At 47.2% G+C, this 18,160-nt stretch carries 17 protein-coding genes and 1 tRNA gene; all 18 read left to right on the top strand.

The window, feature by feature from the left end; translation table 11 throughout:
- The first annotated feature begins 189 nt into the window (after nt 1–189).
- The 18 genes from pnp to Undi14_RS10935 all read left to right on the top strand — a co-directional run bounded on the left by pnp (nt 190) and on the right by Undi14_RS10935 (nt 18,102).
- Nucleotides 190–2,334, top strand: a complete 2,145-nt coding sequence (gene pnp, locus Undi14_RS11020; RefSeq protein ID WP_200180181.1) for a polyribonucleotide nucleotidyltransferase — start codon at nt 190–192, stop codon at nt 2,332–2,334.
- A 98-nt stretch (nt 2,335–2,432) separates the two neighbouring features.
- Nucleotides 2,433–3,413, top strand: a complete 981-nt coding sequence (locus Undi14_RS11015) for an NAD(P)H-quinone oxidoreductase (RefSeq protein ID WP_200180179.1) — start codon at nt 2,433–2,435, stop codon at nt 3,411–3,413.
- Between the two features lie 191 nt (nt 3,414–3,604).
- Nucleotides 3,605–4,354, top strand: coding sequence for a triose-phosphate isomerase (tpiA, locus tag Undi14_RS11010; RefSeq protein WP_200180176.1), 750 nt, complete (start codon nt 3,605–3,607; stop codon nt 4,352–4,354).
- Nucleotides 4,355–4,398: 44 nt separating this feature from the next.
- On the top strand, nt 4,399–4,764 hold the full coding sequence (gene secG / locus Undi14_RS11005) for a preprotein translocase subunit SecG (protein ID WP_186885118.1): 366 nt from the start codon (nt 4,399–4,401) through the stop codon (nt 4,762–4,764).
- 85 nt (nt 4,765–4,849) lie between these two features.
- Nucleotides 4,850–4,934: transfer RNA gene (locus tag Undi14_RS11000), tRNA-Leu, on the top strand.
- 111 nt (nt 4,935–5,045) lie between these two features.
- Nucleotides 5,046–5,405: an NADH-quinone oxidoreductase subunit A gene (locus tag Undi14_RS10995; RefSeq protein ID WP_200180174.1), complete on the top strand. Its 360-nt coding sequence runs from the start codon at nt 5,046–5,048 to the stop codon at nt 5,403–5,405.
- 6 nt (nt 5,406–5,411) lie between these two features.
- Nucleotides 5,412–5,888 (top strand): NADH-quinone oxidoreductase subunit B family protein, encoded by a 477-nt coding sequence (locus Undi14_RS10990; RefSeq protein WP_186885120.1) that lies wholly within the window; start codon nt 5,412–5,414, stop codon nt 5,886–5,888.
- Nucleotides 5,889–5,917: 29 nt separating this feature from the next.
- A complete protein-coding gene (locus tag Undi14_RS10985; RefSeq protein ID WP_200180173.1) occupies nt 5,918–6,514 on the top strand; it encodes an NADH-quinone oxidoreductase subunit C in 597 nt (198 codons plus the stop codon).
- Nucleotides 6,514–7,767: an NADH-quinone oxidoreductase subunit D gene (locus Undi14_RS10980; RefSeq protein ID WP_186885122.1), complete on the top strand. Its 1,254-nt coding sequence runs from the start codon at nt 6,514–6,516 to the stop codon at nt 7,765–7,767. The genes Undi14_RS10985 and Undi14_RS10980 overlap by 1 nt, the downstream gene beginning before the upstream one ends.
- A gap of 34 nt (nt 7,768–7,801) precedes the next feature.
- Nucleotides 7,802–8,290: an NADH-quinone oxidoreductase subunit NuoE gene (gene nuoE / locus Undi14_RS10975; protein ID WP_186897936.1), complete on the top strand. Its 489-nt coding sequence runs from the start codon at nt 7,802–7,804 to the stop codon at nt 8,288–8,290.
- Entirely contained in the window at nt 8,290–9,585 is a 1,296-nt protein-coding gene (gene nuoF / locus Undi14_RS10970; protein ID WP_186885124.1) for an NADH-quinone oxidoreductase subunit NuoF, read from the top strand. Before nuoE ends, nuoF begins: the two co-directional genes overlap by 1 nt.
- Nucleotides 9,586–9,617: 32 nt before the next feature.
- Nucleotides 9,618–11,924 (top strand): NADH-quinone oxidoreductase subunit NuoG, encoded by a 2,307-nt coding sequence (nuoG, locus tag Undi14_RS10965; protein ID WP_200180172.1) that lies wholly within the window; start codon nt 9,618–9,620, stop codon nt 11,922–11,924.
- The gene (gene nuoH, locus Undi14_RS10960; protein ID WP_186885126.1) at nt 11,924–12,994 is read left to right on the top strand and encodes an NADH-quinone oxidoreductase subunit NuoH; all 1,071 of its coding nucleotides are present in this window, start codon (nt 11,924–11,926) and stop codon (nt 12,992–12,994) included. Before nuoG ends, nuoH begins: the two co-directional genes overlap by 1 nt.
- 12 nt (nt 12,995–13,006) lie before the next feature.
- Nucleotides 13,007–13,495, top strand: a complete 489-nt coding sequence (gene nuoI, locus Undi14_RS10955; RefSeq protein WP_186885127.1) for an NADH-quinone oxidoreductase subunit NuoI — start codon at nt 13,007–13,009, stop codon at nt 13,493–13,495.
- A gap of 16 nt (nt 13,496–13,511) precedes the next feature.
- Entirely contained in the window at nt 13,512–14,144 is a 633-nt protein-coding gene (locus Undi14_RS10950) for an NADH-quinone oxidoreductase subunit J (RefSeq protein WP_186885128.1), read from the top strand.
- 1 nt (nt 14,145) lies between these two features.
- Nucleotides 14,146–14,454, top strand: coding sequence for an NADH-quinone oxidoreductase subunit NuoK (gene nuoK, locus Undi14_RS10945; protein WP_200180171.1), 309 nt, complete (start codon nt 14,146–14,148; stop codon nt 14,452–14,454).
- An 82-nt stretch (nt 14,455–14,536) separates the two neighbouring features.
- Nucleotides 14,537–16,582, top strand: a complete 2,046-nt coding sequence (gene nuoL / locus Undi14_RS10940) for an NADH-quinone oxidoreductase subunit L (protein ID WP_200180170.1) — start codon at nt 14,537–14,539, stop codon at nt 16,580–16,582.
- Nucleotides 16,583–16,608: 26 nt separating this feature from the next.
- Nucleotides 16,609–18,102 (top strand): NADH-quinone oxidoreductase subunit M, encoded by a 1,494-nt coding sequence (locus tag Undi14_RS10935; protein ID WP_186897940.1) that lies wholly within the window; start codon nt 16,609–16,611, stop codon nt 18,100–18,102.
- The last annotated feature ends 58 nt before the right edge of the window (nt 18,103–18,160 follow it).

The following is an 18,160-nucleotide window of genomic DNA, read 5'->3' as shown; positions in this document are numbered from 1 at the left end:
GCAAAAAGCCTGCGTCAGTTGACTGTCGCAGGCTTTTTGTTTATCTGGTGTTTTGGTTTTGTGCGAAATTTTTAGCAAAATTTGTTAGAAATAAGCAAAAAACTGGCAAAAGGCAATCCTGACGGATTGCACGTGGTGAGGTGAACGACAGCGCCTGAAAATCTGTCGGCAAAATAGAAAGGACACATTGTGTTTAACAAAATTACGAAAACTTTCCAATACGGTCAACATCAGGTGACATTGGAGACTGGTGAAATCGCACGTCAGGCCTCTGGCGCAGTGATGGTCTCGATAGAAGACACTGTCGTACTGGCAACTGTGGTTGCAAAAAAAGATGCAAAACCTGGTCAGGATTTCTTTCCTCTGACCGTGGATTACATGGAAAAAACTTATGCTGCAGGCCGCATTCCTGGCGGTTTCTTCAAGCGTGAAGGTCGTCCATCAGAAAAAGAAACATTAACTTCACGTTTGATCGATCGCCCGATTCGCCCTTTGTTTCCAGAGGGTTATCTGAATGAGGTTCAGGTGATTGTGCATGTATTGTCCGTCAATCCTGAGATTGATCCGGATATCGCTGCGATGATTGGTGCTTCTGCTGCGATTTCTGTTGCAGGCATTCCTTTCAGTGGCCCTGTTGGTGCCGCGCGCGTTGGTTATATCGACGGTCAGTACGTATTGAATCCAACTGCGACGCAGTTGAAATCTTCCAAGCTGGATCTGGTTGTTGCGGGTACTGAACAAGCTGTATTGATGGTGGAATCCGAAGCGCAGCAATTGTCTGAAGAAGTCATGCTGGGTGCGGTTGTGTTCGGTCACGAGCAAATGAAAGCTGTTATTGATGCGATCCACGAATTGGTGCGCGACGGTGGCAAACCTGAAGTGCAATGGGCACCTGCAGCAAAAAATGAGCCGCTGATCGCTGCGGTCACTGCTGTTGCAGAACCGCTGTTGCGTGCTGCATATCAAACCAAAGAAAAGCAAGCCCGTACTGAGCAATTGAAGGCTGCAACGTCTACAGTTGCTGCTGCGCTGGCTGAACAAGCTGCCGCCAAAGGTGAAGTAGCTCCTGATTCAGCAGACGTCGGCAATATTCTGTTTGATCTGGAAGCGAAAATCGTTCGCTCCCAAATTCTCGAAGGTGAACCGCGTATTGATGGTCGCGACACTCGAACTGTACGTCCTATCACTATCCGCACTGGTATTTTGCCACGTACGCATGGTACCGCTTTGTTCACCCGTGGTGAAACACAGGCTTTGGTGATTGCAACTTTGGGTACTGCACGTGACGAACAAAAAATCGATGCGTTGATGGGCGAATACTCTGACCGCTTCATGTTGCATTACAACATGCCTCCATTTGCTACTGGTGAAACTGGTCGCGTTGGTACGCCTAAGCGTCGTGAAATCGGTCATGGTCGTTTAGCTAAGCGTGCATTGCAGGCGGCATTGCCTGATCCGGAAGATTTCAGCTACTCCGTACGTCTGGTTTCTGAAATTACTGAATCCAATGGTTCTTCTTCGATGGCGTCTGTTTGTGGCGGCTGTCTGGCCTTGATGGATGCGGGTGTGCCGATGAAAGCGCATGTTGCAGGTATCGCCATGGGTCTGATCAAAGAAGGTAACAAGTTTGCTGTTCTGACTGATATTCTGGGCGATGAAGATCACCTCGGCGATATGGACTTTAAAGTTGCCGGCACTGCCGAAGGTATCACTGCATTGCAAATGGATATCAAAATCCAGGGCATTACTAAAGAAATTATGCAAGTCGCTTTGGCGCAAGCTAAAGAAGGTCGCGTCCATATTCTGGGCAAAATGCAAGAGGCAGTTCCGGTTGGTAACACCGAATTGTCCGATTTCGCACCACGTCTGATCACAATCAAGATCAATCCTGAGAAAATCCGTGACGTGATCGGTAAAGGTGGTGCGGTGATTCGCGCGCTGACTGAAGAAACAGGTACCCAGATCGACATCAGCGACGAAGGCGTTGTTACTATCGCTTCTGTCGATGCGGCGGCTGGTCAAGAAGCCAAGCGTCGTATTGAAGAGCTGACGGCAGAAGTCGAAGTTGGCAAAATCTACGAAGGTACTGTGTTGAAGTTGCTGGACTTCGGTGCGATTGTGCAAATCATGCCAGGTAAAGATGGTCTGCTGCACATCAGTCAGATCGCCAACGAACGCGTCAACGCAGTTGCTGACTATCTCAAAGAAGGTCAGCAAGTACGCGTCAAAGTGTTGGAAACCGATGATCGTGGTCGCTTCAAGTTGTCCATGAAAGCAGCTGCTGTTGAAGGTGATGCGCAGGCTCAGTCACAAGAGCCGCAGGCAGCCCAGTAATTGTGCTGTTTGTCATGAGTTGTTGAAAAAAAACGCCCGTTTAAACGGGCGTTTTTTTATTGACTTACAATGATTTTTTTATTTATTCGGTGAGTTTTATGCGTGCAATTGAAATTACGAAATATGGAGCGCCCGAGGTTTTGCAATTGTGTGAGCGCGAGATTCCGCAAGCGCAGACTGGTGAGGTTTTGATTAAGGTGCATGCTGCAGGCGTGAATCGCCCGGACGTGCTACAGCGGCTTGGCTATTACCCTGTTCCTCAGGGTGCTTCAGATTTGCCAGGGTTGGAGGTTGCCGGAGAAATTGTTGGTGGAGACTTATCGACGACTGATTTTCAGATGGGTGATATCGTCTGCGCGCTGGTGCAGGGTGGTGGATACGCTGAATATTGTGTTGCACCTGCTGCGCAGTGTCTTCCCGTCCCCAAGGGTTTAAGCATGGTCGAGGCAGCTTCATTGCCAGAAACTTATTTCACCGTCTGGAGTAATGTCTTTGATCGCGCCAGATTGAGTGCTGGTGAGACTTTACTGGTACAGGGGGGCACATCAGGAATTGGTGTTGCTGCGATTCAGATCGCAAGCGCTCTCGGGCACCGGGTTTTTGCTACGGCGGGAACAGATGAAAAATGCCGTGCTGCTGAGGGATTGGGAGCAGAGCGTGCTATTAACTATAAAACTGAAAAATTTCCCGAGGTTGTCAAATCACTGACTGCTGGTAAGGGGGTGGATGTAATTCTTGATATGGTCGCAGGAAGTTATATTCCAATGGAGATCGATAGTCTCGCAGATGATGGCCGGATTGCGATTATTGCCTTGTTAGGCGGTAACCGTGGAGAAGTTGATTTTGGGCAAGTCTTACGTCGGCGATTGACGATAACCGGGTCAACCTTACGTCCACGTTCGGTTGAGTTTAAGAGGCAGATTTCTTCACAATTGCAGCAACATGTCTGGCCGTTACTTGAGGCAGGAAAAATCAGGCCGGTTATTCATCAGGTGTTCCCTTTGACTCAGGCGGATCAAGCGCACGCTTTGATGGAGGATGGTCGTCACATAGGCAAAATTATGCTGCAGTTTGTGTAATTCTGTCGGGGTTCTTATTTTTCGAGATATCGAAGGCACAGATCGCAGTGTGTCGAGAAATGAATGGCCCAGATGTGCAGGGCAGACATATGTCGGCTTGGGCTGTAGGTCGTGTTTGTTTTGTGCTGCCTTTGTTTGACCGGGTATTGTCAGCGGGATACAATAGACGGTTATTTATATTCTGATCTCTTATGCGACGTACACTAATTGCGGGTAACTGGAAAATGAACGGCAGCTTCGCGGCCAATCGTTCGTTGTTATCTGAAATCGTAGCCGGATTGCCCGTATCTTCGGATTGTGATGTTTTGGTATGTGCGCCAGCGCCGTACCTGACTCAATGTGCTGAGTTGCTGACAGCGAGCCTTGTAAAATGGGGTGCACAAGATGTTTCTGAGCATGCACAAGGTGCATTTACCGGTGAGGTTGCCGCATCGATGCTGGTTGATTGCGGTTGTCGATATGTGATCGTCGGGCATTCTGAGCGGCGCGCATATCATGCTGAATCGAATACGGTTGTCGCAAGAAAAACTTTGCGTGCGTTGTCCGAGAACTTGATCCCTATTGTATGCGTGGGGGAAACCTTGGAGCAGCGTGAAAGCGGTCAGACAGAAGAAGTTGTTGCTGCGCAATTGCAGGCGGTGTTGGATGTTGTTGATGTTGCGCAAATTACTCAGCTTGTTGTCGCTTATGAGCCAGTGTGGGCAATTGGTACCGGTAAAACGGCGACGCCACAAATGGCACAGGATGTACATGCCTTTTTGCGTCAGCAAATTGCTTTGAAAGATGTTGCCGCAGCTGCTTCGGTGCAAATACTTTATGGTGGTAGTATGAAGCCCGAAAATGCAAAGGACTTACTGGCAATGGCAGATATTGATGGTGGTTTGATCGGTGGTGCTGCGTTGAAGTCCGCTGATTTTCTTGCTATTGCTGCTGCGGCTTGATTGTATTGCTGAAGATTGAAGATTAATTTTTTTAGGTGTTTTGAATGCAAACTTTTTTTACATTGGTAGTGGTCGTTCAGGTTATCTCTGCATTGGCAATTATTGCGCTCGTTTTGCTGCAGCATGGTAAAGGTGCGGATATGGGGGCTTCCTTTGGTTCGGGTGCTTCCGGTAGTCTGTTTGGTGCAACAGGTTCCTCCAATTTCTTGTCGCGCTCCACAGGCATTGCGGCTGCAATATTTTTTGCTGCAACATTGGCCTTGGGTGTTTTTGGTGGTGAGCGTAAGCCAGCTGGCGGTGTGATGGATAATCTGCCAGTGACAAAAGTAGCGCCTGCAGTTGTGCAAACACCCGCACCAGCTTCTGCTGCTGCGGCTTCATCTGCGCAACCGAATCAGATTCCAAAATAAATTTATATTTCCCGGCAAAAAAACTTGAATTTCCTCGATTGTGCGTTGAACAATGAGGTCATTCAGGGTAGAATGCTGGGCTTATGCCGACGTGGTGAAATTGGTAGACACGCTATCTTGAGGGGGTAGTGGCGAAAGCTGTACGAGTTCGAGTCTCGTCGTCGGCACCAAAAAACAAATCAGTTTTCTTTTCTGATTTTGTCGAGGAAGTGGCTGTTTTTTGATGATGTCCTTCAAAAATGGCTTGCTTCAATATGGCGTTCAAATACAGGTAGCCTAACGTGAACCTCGAAAATTATTTCCCAGTTCTTCTCTTTATTCTGGTTGGTATCGGAGTCGGTGTATTGCCTCAGGTTTTGGGGCGGCTACTAGGTCCGTATAAGCCGGATTCTCAAAAAACATCAGCATACGAGTGTGGCTTCGAGGCATTTGAAGATGCGCGTATGAAATTTGATGTGCGATATTATTTGATCGCGATTCTCTTCATTCTCTTTGATCTTGAAACTGCATTTTTCTTCCCGTGGGGCGTTGCTATGCGCGATCTGGGGTGGGCTGGTTTCTTGATTATGCTTGGCTTTGTGCTCGAATTTGCTGTCGGGTTTTGGTACATCTGGAAAAAAGGCGCTCTGGATTGGGAGTGATGGAAAATGGCTATTGAAGGTGTGTTGAACGAAGGCTTTGTTACGACAACAGCCGATAAGCTGATTAACTGGACGCGTACGGGTTCTATGTGGCCGATGACGTTTGGTTTGGCTTGTTGTGCGGTTGAAATGATGCATGCTGGTGCGTCCCGTTATGATCTGGATCGTTTTGGTGTTGTGTTTCGCCCATCTCCACGTCATTCGGATGTGATGATCGTCGCGGGTACCTTGTGCAACAAGATGGCGCCTGCGTTGCGAAAAGTCTACGATCAGATGGCTGAGCCTCGCTGGGTTATTTCCATGGGTTCTTGCGCTAACGGTGGTGGTTATTATCATTACTCGTACTCCGTTGTGCGCGGCTGTGATCGCATTGTTCCAGTTGATATTTATGTGCCTGGTTGTCCGCCGACGGCAGAAGCATTGCTGTACGGTGTCATTCAGCTGCAAAACAAGATTAAACGTACAAACACTATCGCGCGCTGATCGCGCGATTGCTGAGGCAGCCTTTAACTATGACGATCAAATTAGAAAAACTCGAGCAGGCATTAAAAACAGTCTTGGGTGAGCGTATTCTTGAGCTGAAAAATGCTCTCGGTGAGTTGACGATTGTTGTGTCGGCAGCTGAATATTTGCAGGTGATGCGCGATTTGCGTGATCACTCAGATACGTGTTTTGAAGAATTGATTGACCTTTGTGGTGTTGATTATTCAACCTACGCTGATGGTGCCTGGGATGGTTCCCGGTATGCAGTCGTAACGCACTTGTTGTCGATCAGAAATAACTGGCGTCTTCGGGTTCGTGTTTTTGCGCCTGATGATGATATGCCGCTTGTATCTTCTTTGACTGATGTCTGGAATGCTGCTAATTGGTACGAGCGCGAAGCCTTTGATTTGTATGGCATATTGTTTGACGGTCATAACGACTTGCGTCGTATTCTGACTGATTATGGTTTTATTGGTCACCCATTCCGCAAAGATTTCCCTGTGTCTGGTTATGTGGAGATGCGTTACGATGCGGATCAAAAACGCGTTGTCTATCAACCTGTGACTATTGAGCCGCGCGAAAATACCCCGCGTATTATTCGCGAAGAAAATTACGGGATGAAATAATGGCTGAGATTAAGAATTACACACTCAACTTTGGTCCTCAGCATCCTGCTGCGCATGGTGTATTGCGCTTGGTGCTGGAATTGGATGGTGAAGTTATTCAGCGTGCCGACCCTCATATCGGCTTGTTGCATCGTGCAACTGAAAAATTGGCAGAACAAAAAACATTTTTGCAATCTGTTCCGTACATGGATAGGCTCGATTACGTCTCGATGATGGCGAATGAGCATGCCTACGTTATGGCGATTGAGAAAATGCTCGGTTTGGAAGTGCCCCTGCGTGCGCAATACATACGCGTGATGTTCGATGAAATTACTCGTTTGTTGAACCACTTGCTGTGGATAGGCGCACATGCGCTTGACGTCGGTGCAATGGCGGTGATGTTGTACGCGTTCCGTGAGCGGGAAGATTTGATGGATTGCTATGAGGCGGTTTCCGGTGCGCGTATGCATGCGGCTTACTATCGTCCTGGTGGCGTCTATCGTGATTTGCCTGACGAAATGCCTAAGCATAAAGCATCTTTGCTGAAGAACGAAAAGTCTATGCGTTTTCTTAATGAAAACCGCCAAGGTTCTTTGCTTGATTTTATCGAGGATTTTACAAATCGCTTCCCGAAATATGTCGATGAGTATGAAACCTTGTTGACGGATAATCGTATCTGGAAGCAGCGGTTGGTCGGTGTCGGTGTTGTATCGCCTGAGCGTGCGAAAGCGATGGGCTTTACCGGTGCGATGTTGCGTGGATCTGGTGTTGAATGGGATCTGCGTAAAAAACAACCATACGAAGTTTATGATTTGCTCGACTTTGATATTGCTGTTGGTGTCAATGGTGATTGCTATGATCGCTATCTCGTTCGCGTAGAAGAGATGCGTCAATCTAACCGCATTATTAAACAATGCGTAGAGTGGCTCAGAAATAATCAGGGGCCTGTGATTTCAGATAATCACAAGGTTACGCCACCACATCGTGTTGACATGAAGTCAAATATGGAAGATTTGATTCATCATTTCAAGTTGTTCACAGAAGGCTTTCATGTTCCTGCTGGCGAGGCTTATGCCGCAGTTGAGCATCCAAAGGGTGAATTTGGTATTTACTTGATGTCCGATGGTGCTAATAAACCGTACCGCTTGAAGATTCGCGCTCCAGGCTTCCCGCACCTGCAAGGTCTGGATGAAATGGCGAAGGGACATATGATTGCCGATGCTGTAACTATTATTGGTACTCAGGACATTGTTTTTGGTGAGATTGACAGATAAAAACGTCATCTGACGTTTATTTGAGGCATTAGCTATGGTGTTATCAGAGCAGGCATTTAAAAAAATTGATCGTGAACTGGCAAAGTTCCCGGCTGACCAGCGCCAGTCCGCTGTGATGGCCGCTTTGGCTATTGCGCAGGATGAAACTGGTTGGATCTCTCCTGAAGTAATGCAGACTTTGGCTGACTATATTGGTATGCCTGCCGTTGCTGTACAGGAAGTGGCTACTTTCTACAATATGTACAACACGAAGCCAGTCGGTAAATTCAAAATTACCGTTTGTACTAATTTGCCTTGTGCTTTATCAGGTGGCGAGCGCGCGGCGCACCATCTGAAGCAGAAGCTGGGTATTGATTACAAAGAAACCACTGCCGATGGGCAATTCACCCTGGTTGAAGGTGAATGCATGGGGGCATGTGGTGATGCACCTGTCATGTTGGTCAACAATAAACGTATGTGCAGCTTTATGTCGAACGAAAAAATCGACGGACTTGTGAATGAACTGAAAGAGGCGGGTAAATAATGACGAGTCTGCACAATCGCCATATTAAGCCCCTCATTCTCGCGGGTCTGGATGGTAAAAACTGGCACTTACAAGATTACGTGGCTCGTGGTGGCTATGCATCCTTGAAACGTATTCTTTCAGAAAAAATTCCACCTGAACAGGTTATTGCTGAGCTCAAAGCGTCGTCTTTGCGCGGTCGTGGCGGTGCTGGTTTCCCGACTGGCCTGAAATGGAGTTTCATGCCACGCCAGTTTCCTGGACAGAAATATCTGGTCTGTAATACCGATGAGGGCGAGCCTGGTACATTTAAAGATCGCGATATCATTCGCTATAACCCGCACGCGCTGATCGAAGGTATGGCCATCGGTGCGTATGCCATGGGTATTACTGTCGGTTATAACTACATCCACGGCGAAATTTTTGCGGACTATGATCGCTTCGAAGAAGCGATTGAAGAGGCGCGCGCAGCGGGGATGCTTGGTAATAATATCGCGGGCTCCGAATTTAGTTTTCAATTGCATGCGTTCCACGGTTACGGTGCCTATATTTGTGGCGAAGAAACGGCATTGTTGGAGTCGTTGGAAGGCAAAAAAGGCCAGCCGCGCTTCAAACCTCCGTTCCCGGCCAGCTTTGGTCTGTACGGAAAGCCGACAACCATCAACAACACTGAAACATTTGCAGCAGTTCCGTTCATTTTTGCCATGGGTGGCGAAAATTATGCTGCCCTTGGTAAGCCAAATAACGGCGGTACAAAAATATTCTCTATTTCAGGTGACGTTGAGCGGCCCGGTAATTACGAAATTCCATTAGGTACTCCATTTGCTACTTTGCTTGAGTTGGCTGGTGGCATGCGTGGTGGAAAAAAAATCAAAGCAGTCATTCCCGGCGGCTCTTCCGCACCGGTGATTGTTGGTGATGTGATGATGAATACGGATCTTGATTATGATTCGATTTCTAAGGCTGGCTCCATGCTTGGATCCGGAGCCGTCATCGTCATGGATGAAACCCGTTGCATGGTCAAATCGCTGGAACGTCTGTCGTATTTTTATTTTGAAGAGTCGTGCGGGCAGTGTACGCCTTGCCGCGAAGGTACAGGCTGGTTGTATCGCCTTGTTCACCGGATTGAAAATGGATTAGGTCGCCCTGAAGATCTGGATATGCTGAATTCCATCGCAGACAATATTCAGGGTAAAACGATTTGTGCGTTAGGTGATGCAGCAGCGATGCCGGTTCGCGCATTCGTAAAAAATTTCCGCACAGAGTTTGAATATCATATCGAGCATAAGCATTGCTTGGTTCCCACTTACCTGTAAGCCAGCTTCGGTTAGCACACTTAGAGTAGACCATGGTTGAAATCGAAATAGACGGCAAAAAAGTCGAAGTCCAAGAAGGCAGTATGGTGATGGACGCTGCCAATAAACTTGGCACGTATATCCCGCATTTTTGTTACCACAAAAAATTATCTATTGCGGCAAATTGCCGCATGTGTCTGGTTGAGGTTGAAAAAGCGCCTAAGCCGCTGCCTGCCTGCGCGACTCCCGTCACGCCTGGCATGATTGTGCGTTCTCACAGCGATAAGGCTGTGAAAGCACAAAAAGCAGTAATGGAATTTCTGTTGATTAACCACCCTCTGGATTGCCCGATTTGTGATCAGGGTGGCGAATGTCAGTTGCAGGATCTGGCGGTTGGTTATGGCGGTACTACTTCTCGCTACGAAGAAGAAAAGCGCGTTGTTTTCCACAAAGATGTCGGTCCGCTGGTGTCGATGGAAGAGATGAGCCGTTGTATTCACTGCACACGCTGTGTTCGCTTTGGTCAGGAAATTGCAGGTGTGATGGAATTGGGTATGCTCAATCGTGGCGAGCATTCCGAAATTACCTCTTTCGTTGGTAAGACTGTCGACTCTGAACTGTCCGGCAACATGATTGATCTGTGCCCTGTGGGCGCATTGACCTCCAAGCCGTTCCGCTATTCTGCGCGTACATGGGAATTGTCCCGTCGTAAATCTGTTAGTGCACATGATGGTTTAGGTTCGAATCTGATTGTTCAGGTTAAAAATAACAAAGTAATGCGTGTTGTTCCTTTCGAAAACGAAGAGATCAATGAATGCTGGATTTCTGACAAAGACCGTTTCTCTTACGAAGGCGTGAACAGCGCTGAGCGTCTGACTAAGCCGATGATCAAGCAAGGTGGTCAATGGCAAGAGACAGATTGGCAGACAGCGTTAGAATACGTAGCGCATGCTATGCGTAATATTCGTCACGAACACGGCGCTGATTCTGTCGCTGCTGTTGCTGCACCTAATTCGACTCTCGAAGAATTATTCTTGCTTCAGCGGATAATCCGCGGCATCGGTTCAGATAATGTTGATTTCCGCTTGCGCCAGTCTGATTTTTCTTTGAATGGAAGTGTCAAACCTTGGCTGGGTACATCCATTACCAAGTTCGCGCAACTGAAGAACGTTTTTGTCATCGGTTCATTCTTGCGGAAAGACCATCCTTTGTTGGCAGCACGCCTGCGTCAGTCCGTCAAATCTGGTACAAAGCTCAGTGTGCTCAATGCAACTGATGATGATCTGCTGATTAAATTGGCGAATAAGGCAGTCCTCGCACCTTCGTTATGGGCGCAGTTCCTGGCCGAGGTAGCGGTTGCCGTTGCAGTTAAAAAAGAAATTGCTAAACCGGCTGGTCTGGAATCCGTTGACGCTGGGTTGTTGGCTCAAAACATCGCGACAACACTGTTATCCGGCGACGCAGGCGTATTTTTAGGCAACACCGCGTCCTATCATCCGGAAGCGTCTCGTTTGCATGCACTTGCACAATGGATTGCAGAGCAAACAAGTGCGGATTTCGGTTATCTGACAGAGGCAGCGAATACGGTCGGTGGTTATCTTGCGAATGCAATTCCTGCCAATAATGCTAAGCCCGTGTTTGCTGAAGGTAAGAAAGCGTATGTTGTGCTTCATGCCGAGCCTGCATTAGATACTGCGAATTCAGCTCGGGCGGAAAAAGCCTTAGCGGAAGCTGACATGGTTGTTGTTATGTCTCCGTTTAAGCACGGCGCTGAATATGCAGACGTTTTATTACCTGTTTCGCCATTTACGGAAACTGCCGGTACATTTGTCAGTTGCGAAGGACGTGTTCAGAGTTTCCATGGCGTTGTTAAACCGCTTGGCGATACACGTCCTGCATGGAAGGTATTGCGTGTTCTGGGGAATTTGTTAGGTCTGGATAATTTCAATTACGAAACATCCGAAGCCATTCGCGATGAAGTTTTAGGTGGTAATGATGTTATCGCGAAACTGAATAACATCGCTGCTTTAAAACCTGCTCTCGAATCTGTTTCCGAGGCTGGCTTGGAGCGGGTTGCAGATGTTGCTATTTACAGCACAGATGCGATCGTCAGAAGAGCTGAATCGTTACAAAAAACTGCAGACGCACGTGCACCGCAGGCTTGGATCAGTACTGGATACGCAGAAAAAATCGGTGTCTCCGAAGGTGACATGGTCAAAGTCACTAAAGGCGGATCAATCCTGTTGAATGTCGGTATCGATGGATCTTTACCTGAAAATGTAGTTCGGGTTGCTACCGGTTCGGTCTTGACTAGTAAGCTGGACGGCATGTTCGGTGCTATTAATGTGGAGCGTGCATAATGAATTGGCTGCTCACTGTTCAAACTTTTGGTCAGGGCGTATTTGGCTATTTCTGGCCTCTGGTCTGGAATCTGATCAAAATTGTCTGCGTTGTTGCTCCTATCATGGGCTTGGTTGCCTATCTCACTTTGTGGGAACGTAAGATGATAGGTTGGATGCACATTCGCCTTGGCCCTAACCGTGTCGGACCTGCAGGTCTTTTGCAGCCTATCGCTGATGCTGTGAAGCTATTGCTGAAGGAAATTGTTGTTCCTGCAAAAGCAAATAAAGTTCTTTTCATACTCGCACCGATTATGACGATTATGCCTGCGCTGGCGGCATGGTCTGTTATTCCATTCGGCCCTGAAGTTGTGCTCGCGAACGTCAATGCTGGCTTATTGCTGATTATGGCAATCACTTCGGTTGAGGTCTACGGCATTATCATCGCAGGCTGGGCATCTAATTCTAAGTATGCGTTTTTAGGTGCCATGCGTGCTTCTGCGCAGATGATTTCTTATGAAATTGCAATGGGTTTCGTATTAGTCATTGTACTGATGGTTTCAGGAAGTCTGAATTTGTCGGATATCGTTAATGCACAGACAAAAGGTTACTTTGCATCGATGGGACTGAATTTCCTGTCATGGAACTGGTTGCCGTTGCTGCCGATGTTCGTTGTTTATGTTATTTCTGGGATTGCAGAAACAAACCGTCATCCATTCGACGTGGTTGAGGGCGAATCTGAGATCGTCGCTGGTCATATGGTCGAATACTCGGGTATGTCTTTCGCTATGTTTTATTTGGCGGAGTACGCGAATATGATCCTGATCTCGACAATGGCATCATTGATGTTCCTGGGTGGTTGGGATGCTCCTTTGAATTCCATCGTATTTAACTGGGTACCGGGTTGGATTTGGCTGGGTCTGAAAACATTTGTTGTGGTTTCCATGTTTATCTGGGCTCGTGCGTCTTTTCCTAGATACCGTTACGATCAGATCATGCGTTTGGGTTGGAAAGTATTTATCCCTTTAACTCTGGTGTATCTGGTGTTTGTCGCTGCATGGATACAAACGTCATGGAATATTTGGAAGTAAGAGGCTGAAAAGATGGAAGCAATCAAAGATTTTTTTGGCAGCCTGATGCTGCGCGAACTGATAAAGGGACTGGCATTGACTGGTCGCTATATGTTCGCCCGCAAAATTACTGTCCAATTCCCGGAAGAGAAAACGCCGCAATCACCACGTTTCCGTGGTTTGCATGCGCTGCGTCGTTATCCTAATGGTGAGGAGCGTTGTATCGCCTGTAAATTGTGTGAAGCAGTTTGCCCTGCGATGGCGATTACGATTGAATCGGATCAGCGTGAAGATGGTAGCCGCCGTACGACGCGTTACGACATCGATCTGACCAAATGCATTTTCTGCGGCTTCTGCGAAGAATCCTGTCCCGTTGATTCCATCGTTGAAACGCATGTATTTGAATACCACGGTGAGAAGCGCGGCGATCTTTATTTTACTAAAGAGATGTTATTGGCAGTCGGTGATCGCTACGAACCACAAATTGCAGCTGCTCGTGCTGCTGACGCTGCATATCGCTAATTAGAACGGTTTCATTATGGAATTTACTACCGCATTATTTTATGTTTTCGCAGCGATCCTTGTGCTCGCTGCGACGCAGGTGATTACCGCTCGTAATCCGGTGCATGCCGCGTTGTTCTTAGTGCTGTCGTTTTTCTCTGCAGCCGCGATTTGGTTATTGTTGAAGGCGGAGTTTCTGGCCATTGTTTTAGTGTTGGTATATGTCGGCGCGGTCATGGTCCTGTTTTTGTTCGTTGTGATGATGCTGGACATCGACATTGATAAATTGCGAGCAGGATTTTGGGGACATCTACCATTGGCTGCGACTGTTGGTGTCGTGATTGTTCTTGAGATGTCTGCAGTGTTATGGCGCGGGTTCTTACGTCCGGATAATCACGTTCCAGCCGCCGCAGATACGATCGGTAATACGAAAAATCTTGGTATAGAAATTTTTACTCGCTATACATTGGCGTTTGAAATTGCTGCGGCGATTTTATTACTCGCTATCGTTGCAGCCGTTGCGTTGACTTTACGTCGTCGCAAAGACAGTAAATATTTTGATCCGGCAAAAGCAGTCAAAGTGAAGAGTACTGATCGTGTTCGCATCGTTAAAATGAAAGCAGAGTCCGAACGTACTTTAACTTCATCGACAGAAAAGCAAGAGGGCTGATATGGCTTTGACACTGACACACTATCTGATACTTGGCGCGATTCTGTTTGCGATTTCTATCGTTGGTATTTTTCTGAATCGGAAAAATATTATTGTTTTGCTCATGGCGATCGAACTGAATTTGTTGGCAGTGAATATGAATTTCATTGCGTTCTCTCATTATCTGGGTGATACCGCCGGGCAGATTTTTGTATTTTTCATTCTGACGGTTGCTGCTGCTGAATCTGCGATTGGCTTGGCCATTCTCGTTGTCCTGTTCCGTAATCTGGACACGATTAATGTCGAAGATCTGGACGCACTCAAAGGATAATGTTTCATGGGGCGAATGCAGTGTGCGTCGCCCCATCATTCGCTGGCGATTTAAAAAAGTAATAAGCTAAAAAAGGGTCATCATGGCGGGGCAACTTAACCCACAACTACTATTGGCAGTACCTCTGGCTCCATTGGCAGGATCTGCCATCGCCGGTTTACTGGGCACCAAATTTTTTGGTAACGTCGTAGGGCGTAAAGTTTCACACACCGCGACCATACTCGGTGTGCTGGTTGCATTCATTATTTCGTGCATGACGCTTAATGCTTTGATGAATGGCGCACCCGTCTATAACGCCACGTTGTATCAATGGATGCAGGTAGCCGGTTTGAAACTGGAAGTTGGTTTTCTGGTGGATAACCTGACTGCAATGATGATGTGTGTGGTGACCTTTGTATCACTGATGGTGCATATTTACACTGTCGGCTACATGGCTGAAGATGAAGGTTATAACCGCTTTTTCTCATATATCTCGCTGTTCACGTTCTCCATGCTGATGCTCGTAATGAGCAATAACTTCCTGCAATTGTTTTTCGGTTGGGAAGCTGTGGGTCTGGTGTCTTATTTGCTGATTGGTTTCTGGTACACCAAACCGACTGCTATTTACGCCAACATGAAAGCTTTTCTGGTTAACCGTGTGGGTGACTTTGGCTTCATACTTGGTATCGGTTTGTTACTCGCTTATGCGGGGTCGATGAACTACATGGAAGTCTTCGCGAAAAAAGAAGAGCTGGCCAAACTGATTTTCCCGGGAACTGACTGGATGCTGATTACGGTCGCCTGTATCTGCTTGTTTATCGGTGCCATGGGTAAATCTGCACAGTTTCCGCTGCATGTCTGGTTGCCGGATTCGATGGAAGGTCCAACTCCGATTTCTGCGCTGATTCATGCGGCGACGATGGTTACGGCCGGTATCTTCATGGTATCGCGTATGTCGCCGTTGTTTGAGTTGTCTGATACCGCCTTGTCCTTTATTCTCGTTATCGGTTCGATTACCGCCTTGTTTATGGGTTTCCTGGGGATCATCCAGAACGATATCAAACGCGTTGTTGCTTACTCCACGCTGTCGCAGCTGGGTTATATGACTGTCGCCCTGGGCGCTTCTGCGTACTCGGTTGCCGTGTTTCATCTGATGACACACGCATTCTTTAAGGCGCTGTTGTTCCTTGCTGCCGGCTCGGTCATCATCGGTATGCACCATGATCAGGACATCCGGAACATGGGCGGACTTCGTAAATACATGCCTATCACCTGGCTCACTTCATTGTTAGGTTCTTTAGCATTAATTGGTACGCCATTCTTCTCTGGTTTTTACTCCAAAGACAGTATTATCGAGGCTGTACAGGCGTCTCACATTGCTGGCTCTGGCTTTGCTCAGTTTGCTGTCTTAGCGGGTGTATTTGTCACAGCGTTTTATTCTTTCCGTATGTACTTCCTGGTGTTCCACGGTAAGGAAAATTTTGGGCATGCCCATGATCACCATGACGCGCACCATGCAGCGGATGATCATGATGAACATCATCACGGATTGGCGCCAGGCCAAAAACCGGATGAGTCTCCGTTCGTCGTCTGGTTTCCGCTGGTGATGTTGGCGATTCCGTCTGTATTGATCGGTTTCATTGCGATTGAACCTATGCTGTTCGGTAGCTTCTTTAAGGACGTTATTTTTGTCAATGAAGCGCATCATGCAATGGAAGAGTTAAAGCATGAATTCCATAGCCCTATCGCCATGGCAAAGCATGCACTGACAACGGCACCGTTCTGGTTAGCATTAGCAGGTGTGGCAACTTCCTATTTCTTCTATATGGTTAAGCCGGCAATACCAGCGGCAATCAAGAAAAATGCAAGTGCCGTCTATACTTTGCTTGATAACAAATACTACATGGACAGGTTTAATGAAATCGTTTTTGCAGGTGGCGCACGTTTGCTTGGTCAGGGACTGTGGAATGTTGGCGATAAAGGTTTGATTGATGGACTGGTCGTTAATGGTAGTGCAAAACTGGTGGGATGGTTCTCAAAGCTTGTTCGCTTATTCCAGAGCGGGTACATCTATCACTATGCTTTTGTAATGATTTTGGGCGTGTTGGCATTCCTCGTGTATTTCATGCCATTCCCTTTTGCTAAATAAGTGACCTCGGCTAAAAAAATATAATCATGATGCAGTCAACTTCCTCCTTACTCAGCCTGGCGATCTGGTGCCCAATCGCATTTGGTATTTTTGTTCTGGCTTTTGGCCGTGATAGCAACCGTGGTTTAGTTCGCGGCGTGTCTCTGCTTGGTTCTTTAACGAGTTTTCTCGTAACCTTGCCATTGATTACAAATTTTGATAATTCAGCGCATGGGATGCAATTTGTTGAAAAATTCTCCTGGATAGAAAAATTCAACATTTTTTACTCACTAGGTATTGACGGCATCTCTCTTTGGCTGGTACCGCTGACCGCATTTATTACAGTGATTGTCGTTATCGCTGCTTGGGAAGTGGTTGAGAAGCAGGTAGCTCAGTATATGGGCGCTTTCCTGATTCTGTCCGGTCTGATGATTGGTGTTTTCTGCGCTTTGGATGGCATGTTGTTTTATGTGTTCTTTGAAGCGACTTTGATACCGATGTATATCATCGTTGGTATCTGGGGCGGCCCAAACAGGGTTTATGCGGCATTCAAATTTTTCCTGTACACCTTGCTCGGCTCTTTGCTGACTTTGGTTGCCATCATTTATCTTTATATTCAGGCTGGACATTCGTTTGACATTTTAGTCTGGCACAAACTGCCGCTTCCGATGTCAACACAGATCGCTATTTTCTGCGCATTCTTGATGGCATTTGCTGTTAAGGTGCCGATGTGGCCAGTGCATACATGGCTACCTGACGCTCACGTTGAAGCGCCTACTGGTGGTTCGGTTGTTTTGGCTGCAATCATGCTGAAGCTTGGTGCTTACGGGTTCTTGCGCTTCTCTTTACCTATCGCTCCAGACGCTAGTCACTATATGGCTGGTTTCATGATCACTTTGTCTCTGGTTGCTGTGATTTATATTGGTCTGGTCGCGCTTGTGCAGGCTGATATGAAGAAGCTGGTCGCATACTCATCTATTGCGCATATGGGTTTTGTTACACTCGGGTTTTTCATGTTTAACGACATGTCTGTGCAGGGTGCGATTGTGCAAATGATTTCTCATGGTTTTATCTCTGGCGCGATGTTCCTGTGTATCGGCGTTTTGTATGACCGCGTGCATTCACGTCAGATCGTAGACTACGGTGGTGTAGTGAATAAGATGCCTAAATTTGCAGCATTGTTTGTATTGTTCTCGATGGCTAACTGCGGTTTGCCAGCCACTTCGGGCTTTGTCGGTGAGTTCATGGTGATTCTCGGTGCAGTACAGTTTAACTTCTGGATTGGCATGCTCGCCGCAACAGCGTTGATTTTTGGCGCGGCGTATTCTTTGTGGATGGTCAAACGGGTTGTTTTCGGCAAAATTACGAATGAGCATGTTGCTCATCTGAGTGACATCAATGCACGTGAATTTTTTATGTTGGGCGTTTTGGCGATCGCTGTGATTGTAATGGGATTGTATCCAGCACCTTTTACCGACGCGATGCAAGTTTCCGTGACTGATCTTTTGAAGCATGTGGCGACGTCCAAGTTACCGCTCTGATTGAAGATATAGACAAGTAAGCCCGTCGACAATTTTCGTTGCGCTAATTGTGTGACAG

Source organism: Undibacterium sp. 14-3-2, assembly GCF_016595265.1.
GTDB classification, from domain to species: domain Bacteria; phylum Pseudomonadota; class Gammaproteobacteria; order Burkholderiales; family Burkholderiaceae_D; genus Undibacterium; species Undibacterium aquatile.
Note: the sequence above shows the minus strand (reverse complement) of the source record. Positions and strands in the feature narration are given on the sequence as shown.